This window comes from Streptomyces sp. NPDC029296 (assembly GCF_055569255.1).
On the sequence record NZ_JBVHXT010000092.1, the window covers coordinates 1 to 9,137 of the forward strand.

Consider the following 9,137-nt stretch of genomic DNA (forward strand, 5'->3'; position numbering starts at 1 on the left):
CTCCTCCCCTCCCCCCTCCCCCCCTCCCCCTTCCCTCTTTCTTTCTCCCTTTCTCCCCCCCCACCCCCCCCCCCCCCCCCCGCGCCCGCCCGGGTGGCCGTCGACCGGCCACCCGGGATCACTTTCCCTCCGCCTCCTTCGCCGCGGCGTCGATCGCCGCGAGCGACCTGCGGACCTGGTTGCGGTCCGTGGTGTACCAGAAGTCCGGCAGCGACGCCTTGAGGTAGCCGCCGTAGCGCGCGGTCGCCAGCCGCTGGTCCAGCACGGCCACCACGCCCCGGTCGCCGGAGGCCCGGACGAGGCGGCCGGCGCCCTGTGCCATGAGCAGGGCCGCGTGGGTGGCGGCGACCGCCATGAAGCCGTTGCCGCCGGCGTCCTCCACCGCTTTCTGGCGTGCGCTCATCAGCGGGTCGTCGGGGCGCGGAAACGGGATCTTGTCCATGACGACCAGCTGACAGCTGGGGCCCGGGACGTCGACGCCCTGCCAGAGCGACAGCGTGCCGAACAGACACGTCTGCGGGTCGGCGGCGAAGTTCTTGATCAGCTCGCCGAGCGTCTCCTCGCCCTGGAGCAGGATCGGGAACTCGGGGATGCGGGAGCGCAGCTCCTCCGCCGCGAGCTGGGCGGCCCGCATGGACGAGAAGAGGCCGAGGGTGCGCCCGCCGGCCGCCTGGATCAGCTCGGTCAGCTCGTCCAGCATGTCGGCGCGGTCTCCGTCGCGCGCGGGCCGCGCCAGGTGTCGGGCGACGTACAGGATGCCCTGCTTGCGGTAGTCGAAGGGCGAGCCGACGTCGATGCCCTTCCACTGCGGCAGGTCCTCGCCCTCGGTGCCCTCCGGGCCGAGGCCCAGCGAGGCGCCGACGCCGTTGAAGTCGCCGCCCAGCTTGAGCGTCGCCGAGGTGAGGACAACGGACCGGTCGGCGAAGAGCTTCTCCCTGAGCAGACCGGAGACCGACATGGGGGCGACCCGCAGGGACGCGCCGAACCGGTCGTGCCGCTCGTACCAGACGACGTCCCACTCCGAGCCGTTCAGGATCCGTTCCGCCACGTCGTGGACCGACTCCACCGAGGCCAGCGCCTGCTTGCGGACCGCGTCCTCGTCCTGGACGGACTTGTCGCGGGTCGCGCCGATCGCGGAGATCACCGTACGGGCGGCGTCCCGCAGTTGCATCAGGGCGTAGCCGAGGTCTTCGGGGATCTCCTCCAGACGGCCCGGGAGCGCGAGTTCCATGAGCCGCTCGAAGCCCTCGGCGGCGGTCTGGAGCTGATCGGCGGCCTTCTCGTTGACGAGCTTGGCGGCGCGGCGCACGGCACGCTTGACCTGGCCGGGCGTCAGTTCACCGGTGGCGACGCCGGTGACGCGGGAGACGAGTTCGTGCGCCTCGTCCACGATCAGCACCTCGTGCTGCGGCAGCACCGGGGCGCCCTCGATGGCGTCGATGGCCAGCAGGGCGTGGTTGGTGACGACCACCTCGGCGAGCTTGGCCCGCTCGCGGGCCATCTCCGCGAAGCACTCGGCGCCGTACGCGCACTTCGACGCGCCCAGGCACTCCCGCGACGACACCGACACCTGGGCCCAGGCGCGGTCCGACACACCGGGGGTGAGGTCGTCCCGGTCGCCGTTCTCGGTCTCGTCCGCCCAGTCCCGCAGCCGCAGCAGGTCCTGGCCCAGCTTGCTGGTGGGCGCGGCGGCCTCGAACTGGTCGAAGAGCCCCTCTTCCTCGTCCTGCGGCATGCCCTCGTGCAGGCGGTGCAGGCACAGGTAGTTCGACCGGCCCTTGAGCATGGCGAACTCCGGCCGGCGGCGCAGCAGCGGGTGCAGGGCGTCCACCGTGCGCGGCAGGTCCCGCTCCACGAGCTGACGCTGCAGGGCGAGCGTGGCCGTCGCGACGACCACTCTCTCGCCGTGCGCGAGCGCGGGCACGAGGTATCCCAGCGACTTGCCGGTGCCGGTGCCGGCCTGGACCAGCAGGTGGGATCCGTCGTCGATCGCCTCGGCGACCGCTTCGGCCATGGTCACCTGGCCGGGGCGCTCCGTGCCGCCGACGGCGGCGACGGCGGCATGCAGGAGTTCGGGGAGGGAGGGCTTCGTCATAGCCTGACCACCCTACGGCCCCGCAGTGACAAACGGGGGGCTGTGGCGGGGGCGGGGGGCGGGATCACGGCCGGGGCTCCTGGGGTGGTGGTGGGGTGGCGGGGACGCGCGGGTGTGGCGGCTCCTCGGAAGGGGAGGCGGCGGCTCCGAGGCGGTGGTGGCGCGTCGTGGCCGTCGGACGGCCGGCGGCCCCCTTGCCCTGCCGGGACCGCACACGCGGCGGATTTCTTCTCCCGTCCGGGAACACCGCGGCACCGCCACTCGTCTCTCATGGTGAGCACACGATTACGTGACGCTACAGCACATCGCGCAGGACCCGGTCCCGGATCACGAGGGCGGCCCGCTTGCCGGGCAGGTCGATCTCGGCCGCGAACCGGAAGCCCGCGCTGAGGAAGGCGGCGATGGAGGGGATGTTGCGCAGATCGGGTTCCGCCACTACGCGGGGGCAGGCGGGACGCCGGTCGAGGATCAGGTCGGCCACGGCCCGGAGCAGGGCGGAGCCCAGCCCTCGCCCCCGGTCCGCGGCGTCGCCGATGAGCAGATGGATACCGGTGTCGTGCGGACGGGCCGGATAGCTGCGGGCGAGCGGGTCCAGGTCCGCCCGGTAGATCTCCCAGTAGCTCATCGGCGTGCCGTCGAGTACGCCGAGACACGGCACGCAGCGTCCGTCGTCGTGCAGCTGGGCCCGCAGGTGGTCCTCCGTCCGCCGCGTGGGCCCGGCGAGTTCCCAGAAGCCGGCCACCTCCGGGTCGTTCATCCAGCGGTGGACGAGCGGCAGGTCGTGATCGATGCGCACGGGCACCAGCCGGAAGGAGCCGGCGGGGGTGGCGACCGGGCCCCAGGTGGTGACCCGGCCGAGGAGGTCCGCCGTCGTCGCGGCGCGGAGGGCGAGGAACTCCGGGGGCAGTCGCAGGTCCAGCGTGTCATCGCTGTCCGGGGCGTCGTCCTCTGCGGTGAACGGGCCGAACGGGAAGGGACGGGGGTCCGTGACGGCGGGCCATGGGCCGGGGCCGTGGGGGTGGGCGGGGGCCGGGCCGGCCGGGACGGTCGCGTCGATGGAAGGCACGGTGCTCTCTCCTCTCAGGAGGCGAGGTGGGCGGGATGTGTGCGGCGCTCAGTTGTGCAGGGGGTTGGCGATGGTGACGTAGACGGACTGGGTGTCGACCGGGCCGGCGAGTTCGTCGAGGCCGTGCAGCCGGGTCAGCAGGTTGGCCTTGCAGCGCAGCACGGGTGAGTCGAGCAGGCGGCCGGGCAAGGCGGTGCGCGACGGGGTGGGCCCCGCGGCCAGGCCGGTCAGGAAGCGGCGGAAGGCCGCGAGGAGCAGGCGCTCGTCGGCGAGGAGCTGGGAGCCGAAGGCGCCGATCAGGCCGAACACGTTGTTGACGGCGAGGTAGTAGACGAGGCGCTCGTCGGCGACCTCGTCCGGGACGAAGGTGTCGCTGTGGTCGCCGAGACCGGGGAGCCGGGCGGTCAGTTCGGCACGCCGGGACTCGCGGAAGTAGTAGCCCTGGTTGTCGCGGTAGCGGCCACCGGCGGGCCAGCCGTCGGCGTCCAGCAGGAGCAGCGTGTTCTGCTGGTGCGCTTCGAGGGCGATCCCGGCCTCGCCGTCCAGCCAGAGGACGGGGCGGACGACGTGCTCCAGGTAGCGCAGGAACCACTCGGCCGACACGACGCCGACGGGCCGGCCGGTCCGTGCCGCGAGCCGTGCGACGAGACGGGCCAGACGCGACCGCACCGGCCACGTGGTGCGCCGCGGTGCGGGGTGGTGCGGCGGTACGGCGAGGGGGCGGGGTGATACGAGTCCGGCGACGCAGCCGACATCGTCGGCCGGGGTGAACGGGTTGTGCCGGATCATCACGTCGAGTCCCGGCACGGGCCGGCCGTCCGGGGCGTCCACGGCGAGCCAGGCCGGGTCGCGCACGATGTCGAAGCCGGGGTGCGCCGCCCGCCACTGCCGGGCGAGGCCGGTGCGCAGCAGCCGGTGCGCCTCGACTCCCCGGTGGAGTTCCTTGCGCAGGTTCTCCCGTCGGGAGTTGGTGATGCGCAGGGCCAGCGAGAGCTTGAGCATCGCGGGGGCACCGGGCCGGTGCACGGTTCGCACGGAGGAGGTGGGGTGCCAAGGGGTGCCGAGCGGTCCCAGGTCGCGGAGGAGCCCGGAGTCGAGCAGTGCGGCGACGGCCGGGCGGTGCCGCACCTCGCGTGCCTGCCAGGGGTGCAGCGGCAGGGCGGTGTGGCCGTCGGGCAGTGGCAGTTCGGTGCCGGCGAGGCGCCGGATCAGATGGCTGGCGGGAACGGGACGGCCGCGCTCGGTCCAGGCCGAGTCGGTCGCGAGGAGGCAGGGGGAGACAGCGAGCCAGTGCAGGGGGAAGGAGCCGTGCGTCTCCGGTGAGTACCGGTCGGCCTCGGCCTCGGTCAGGCCCTCCCGGCTCTTCGGGGTGGGATGCATCGGGTGCCCGAGGAGGAGGGCCTGTTCGGCGCTGAGGAAGAGATCGGGGGTGTCGGCGGGGTTTTCGCGCCGGTGCCGGATGAACTCGGCGGTGCGGCGGACGGAGTCGGCGACCCGGGCCACGAGATCGCCGCCGGCCGGAGGGCCGGTGACGCGGCCGGCAGCGGCGAGCCGAGCGTCGGTGGCCCCGCCGTCAGGGCCGGGGCGAGGGCGGAGTCCACGGCCGTCGCCGTCGCTTCCGGGGCGCGAGTGGGTGCCGGCCGTGGGCGCCGGGCCGGTGCCATGGCCGTTGTCCCAGTCGGCGCGAGCGTCCGGGGCGTCGGGGTCCGTGGTGGCCGGTGGGCTGGTGGATTCCCTGGTCAGGAGGGCCGCGAGGGTGACGGCGTCGACGGGCGGGGCGGTGTCGGGCGCGTAGGCCAGGCGGGGTGGGCCGAGGCGGTGCCAGCCCGTCGGGGACCAGTACCGCACGGGTGCGACGAGAGCGGTGCCGCTGGCGGGCAGCGGGATGTGGAGGCTTCCGGTGACGGGAGCGGCGAGGCCGGTCTCGCGGATCCAGCACCGCAGCAGGTTCTCCACGGCGGCGGCCTCGGCCGCGGAGTGCGGGTCGGGGTCTTCCAGCGGATCGGGGTCTTCCAGCGGGGCGGGACCGGGCGCGGTCCGCCGCCCGGTGTCCGGCTCCCGCCGCTTCTGCCGGGGGACCGAGCCGGTGAGCGGTACGGCGGCGGGCCGGGGGGCGGGGTCTCCCTGGTCGTCGGGGGCGCCGGAGCGGCCGTCGAGGTGGGGAGTGGCGTTCATGACGGCTCCTCTGGGGCTGGTGGTACGGGGGGCGGTGCGGGCTGGTTCCGTCGTCCGCTCGGCCGCCCTGCCGGGCGGCGGACGGTGTGCCCGAGCGGCCATGCGGCCGACGCGGGCGAGCGGGCCGCACGGGACGGCCATGAGGTGGCGGCCGACGGCCGGTGTCGGGCCGGGTGCGGTGGCCGACGGCCGGTGTCGGCCCGGATGCCCGGAAGGAGGGCGGGTGGGGAGGAACGCGGTGACGGTCTGAAGGGCGGGTCCCGGTGGTGTCGTCGGGCCGGTGGGGTTCTCAGCTCCTGTGCTGGCCGGGGCCGGGGTGGCGTGGCCGGTGCGGGCCGTGGGTCTCGTGGTCGCGGGCCGCCGCCGCGATCGCGTCGGTCAGACGGTCGAGGACCGCCCTGGCCTGTTCGTCGCTGATCGTCAGCGGCGGCAGCAGCCGGACGACGGAGGTGTGCCGGCCGCCCAGTTCGACGATCAGCCCGCGCCGCAGGCACTCGCGCTGCACGGCGGCGGCGAGTCCGGGTGCGGGCGGGAACGGCGTGCGGCCGGCGCCCCACCCGGCCGCCGCCGCGCCGCCTTCACCGAGGCCGGCGGGGGCCGCGGGGTCCCTGGGGGCATCGGGGTCCGTACGGCCGGTACGGGCACCAGGAATCCCGCGGGCCCCGAGCGGGGCGTGGGCGCCGGTGCCACCGTCGCCCGGAACACCGTAACCACCGGCCCCGCCGGGATGAGACGGCCGGCCGGAACCGCCGCGCTCACCCGGACCCCGGCCGGACAGCCCGTCAGGCCCCGCCTGACCACCCACGCCACCAGGGCCGGCGAAACCACCGGGATCAGCCGGGCCGGTCGGCTCCCCGGCACCCCGAGCCGCCTCCCGAGCGGCTCGGTCCGCCTCCGGATTCACCAGTTCGATGCCGATCATCAGCCCCCGGCCCCGTACGTCCCCCACACACGCGTACTCACGGCCGAAGTCCGCGAGTGCGGTCAGCATGCGGGAGCCGAGGGCGGCGGCCCGTTCGGCGAGGGCGTTCTCGCGGACGTAGGCGAGGGTGGCGGCGCCCGCGGCCATGGCGAGCTGGTTGCCGCGGAAGGTGCCGGCGTGGGCGCCGGGTTGCCAGGTGTCAAGGTCGTCGCGGTAGACGATCACGGCCAGCGGGAGGCTGCCGCCGATGGCCTTGGACAGGACCATGACGTCGGGGGTGATGCCACTGTGGTCGACGGCCCAGAAGGCGCCCGTGCGGCCGACGCCGGTCTGGACCTCGTCGGCGATCAGCGGGACGGAGCGGTCCGCCGTGATCCGGCGCATCCGGCGCAGCCAGTCGTCCGGCGCGGGGAGCACTCCGCCCTCGCCCTGGACGGGTTCCAGGATCATCCCGGCCGGCAGGGGCACGCCGGACTTGGGATCGTCGAGGAGGGACTCGGTCCAGCGGGCGGCGAGTTCGGCACCGGGCGGGCCGCCGATGCCGAAGGGGCAGCGGTAGTCCTGCGGGTAGGGCAGGCGGGCGACCCGGACGTCGGGGGCACCGCCGGAGGCGGCCAGGGCGCCGGCGGTCATGCCGTGGTAGGCACCGGCGAAGGCGAGGACGCCGGTGCGGCCGGTCGCGGTCCGGACCAGTTTGAGGGCGGCCTCGACGGCGTCGGTGCCGGCCGGTCCGCAGAACTGCACGCGGGCGCGGTCGGCGAGGCCGGGCGGGAGGGTGCGGAACAGCTCGGTGACGAACGCGTCCTTGACCGGGGTGGCGAGGTCGAGGACGGAGAGCGGGGCGCCCGAGTCGAGGACCCCGCGGATGGCCTCCAGGACGACCGGGTGGTTGTGGCCGAGGGCGAGGGTGCCGGCACCGGAGAGACAGTCCAGGTAACGGCGGCCGTCGGCGCCCTCGATGGTGAGCCCTCGCGCCCGCACGGGAACGATGGGCAGGGCTCGGGCGTAGGTGCGCGCCGAGGACTCGCGCGCCGACTGGCGTCTGAGGATCCCCTCGTGCACGGCCCGCGCTTCTCCGGGCGAGCCTTCCGCCATCGACTCCGTAACGGCCACGGCGCGCTGTCCTTCCGGCTGGTCAAAGGCGAGTTGGTCGGGACCGGGCACGGACGGCTGGTCCCACCGGCTACAACCTCCGACCGTTCGGCCGGTTACGGGGTGGCCCGGAGATCCTTGGACGGAAGGTGAGGTGAGGCTTCCCATCGCGCTTGCGAGAGCGGGCGGACGGCCGCCGGACCGGGGTGCGCGGCGGGCGAACCCCGCTGCGGCACGGCCCTGTTCGGGCAGCCTGTGACGGAACCGTTGCCGCCCGGGCGGAACTCCCCCACAGCGACCGCATAGTGTGTGATGCCGTTCCCAGAAGGTCGCGGGACCAGCGTGAACCGTCCACGAGTTCGCCGCCGGTGCCGGGGCCGAAGCGCCGAGTTCCTTCACAGCAGGGGGAGTCAAGACCATGCGATCCATACGGCCGTCGTTCACCGCTCGGCGAGGCAGGGGCGGTCGCCGCACCTCGGCCTCGCTGACGGCGGTCGCCCTCGTCTCGGCGCTGGCGCTGACCGCCACCGCCTGCGACAGCGGCGGCACCGACGACGGCAACCCGGGCGCCACCGCGAGCGCGGCGGGCACCGGTGACGGCAAGATCCACATCCCGGACGACCTCAAGCGCCGTCTCAAGGACCACGGAATCGACCTCGACAAGTGGAAGAACGGCGCCTGGAAGAACTGGGACAAGGACGACTGGCTGCGCGAGGCCAACGACTTCGTCAACCCGGTCATCAGTGGTCTGTGGGACCCGGACCGGATGCGGGAGGCCGACGACCCGGACCGGGGCGTCGACGACAACGACATCTCCGGTGACCAGGGGGTGACGGACCCGACGCCGCGGCCGGTGAAGGCGCAGGCGGTCAGCGCGCCCTACCACGCCAGCGCGGCCACCTCGGGCAAGCTGCTCTTCGACGCGCCCGAGGGCACCATGGTCTGCTCGGCGACGGTCGTCCAGGACCCGGCGCACCCGGGCAAGTCCAACCTCGTGTGGACGGCCGGTCACTGTGTGCACGCCGGGAAGAAGGGCGGCTGGTACCGCAACCTCGCGTTCGTGCCGTCGTACAACGACCAGGCCCTGTCGTCGGCCGAGCTGCAGAACGCCGGCCGGTCCCAGGTCGCCCCGTACGGCGTGTGGTGGGCGGACGCGGCGAAGACCTCGCAGCAGTGGATCAGCGAGGGCGGCAAGACGGGCGGTGCCGGTGCCGCGTACGACTTCGCGGTCATCCATGTGACGCCGGAGCAGGGCAGCGGCGGCAAGTCGCTGGAGGAGACGGTCGGCGGGGCGCTGCCGGTCGACTTCGACGCGCCGGCCGTGGCGAAGGTGAACAGTGTGACGGCGTCCGGTTACCCGGCGGCGGCGCCGTACGACGGCGGGCTGCTGTACCGGTGCCAGGACAAGCCGGGCCGGCTGTCCCTCCAGCAGTCCGACCCGACGATGTACCGGATCGGCTGCACGATGACGGGTGGCTCGTCCGGCGGCGGCTGGGTGGAGACCGGCGCCGACGGCAAGCCCGCGCTGGTGTCCAACACGTCCATCGGCCCGGTGAACGCGGGCTGGCTGGCCGGTCCCCGGCTGGGCGAGGTGGCCAAGGGCGTCTACGACTCGGTGAGCGAGCAGTTCGCCGGGCATTGAGCCCGACGGCGCCGTGCGCAGGACGAGGGGCAGGGGGAGAACGGGGGGGGAGGGGGCCGGTCCCCCCCCCGGTTCCCCTTGAACCCGAGCGGAAAAGAACAAATCCCACCCCCACTCCCCTTTCCCCCAAACCGGGAGGGAGACC

General features: G+C 74.2%; 5 protein-coding genes. 1 reads left to right on the top strand and 4 read right to left on the bottom strand.

Going from position 1 to position 9,137, the window contains the following annotated elements; all coding sequences use genetic code 11:
• Positions 1–118: 118 nt before the first annotated feature.
• The 4 genes from ACZ4W9_RS40005 to ACZ4W9_RS40020 all read right to left on the bottom strand — a co-directional run bounded on the left by ACZ4W9_RS40005 (position 119) and on the right by ACZ4W9_RS40020 (position 7,371).
• Positions 119–2,095, bottom strand: a complete 1,977-nt coding sequence (locus ACZ4W9_RS40005; protein WP_467944167.1) for an ATP-dependent DNA helicase — start codon at positions 2,093–2,095, stop codon at positions 119–121.
• 295 nt (positions 2,096–2,390) lie between these two features.
• The gene (locus ACZ4W9_RS40010) at positions 2,391–3,161 is read right to left on the bottom strand and encodes a GNAT family N-acetyltransferase (protein ID WP_467944168.1); all 771 of its coding nucleotides are present in this window, start codon (positions 3,159–3,161) and stop codon (positions 2,391–2,393) included.
• A 48-nt stretch (positions 3,162–3,209) separates the two neighbouring features.
• Entirely contained in the window at positions 3,210–5,336 is a 2,127-nt protein-coding gene (locus ACZ4W9_RS40015) for an IucA/IucC family protein (RefSeq protein ID WP_467944169.1), read from the bottom strand.
• Between the two features lie 289 nt (positions 5,337–5,625).
• Positions 5,626–7,371: a diaminobutyrate--2-oxoglutarate transaminase family protein gene (locus ACZ4W9_RS40020; protein ID WP_467944170.1), complete on the bottom strand. Its 1,746-nt coding sequence runs from the start codon at positions 7,369–7,371 to the stop codon at positions 5,626–5,628.
• Positions 7,372–7,768: 397 nt separating this feature from the next.
• Between ACZ4W9_RS40020 and ACZ4W9_RS40025 the strand changes: the two genes are divergently transcribed.
• Entirely contained in the window at positions 7,769–8,992 is a 1,224-nt protein-coding gene (locus tag ACZ4W9_RS40025; RefSeq protein ID WP_467944171.1) for a trypsin-like serine peptidase, read from the top strand.
• Positions 8,993–9,137 lie beyond the last annotated feature (145 nt).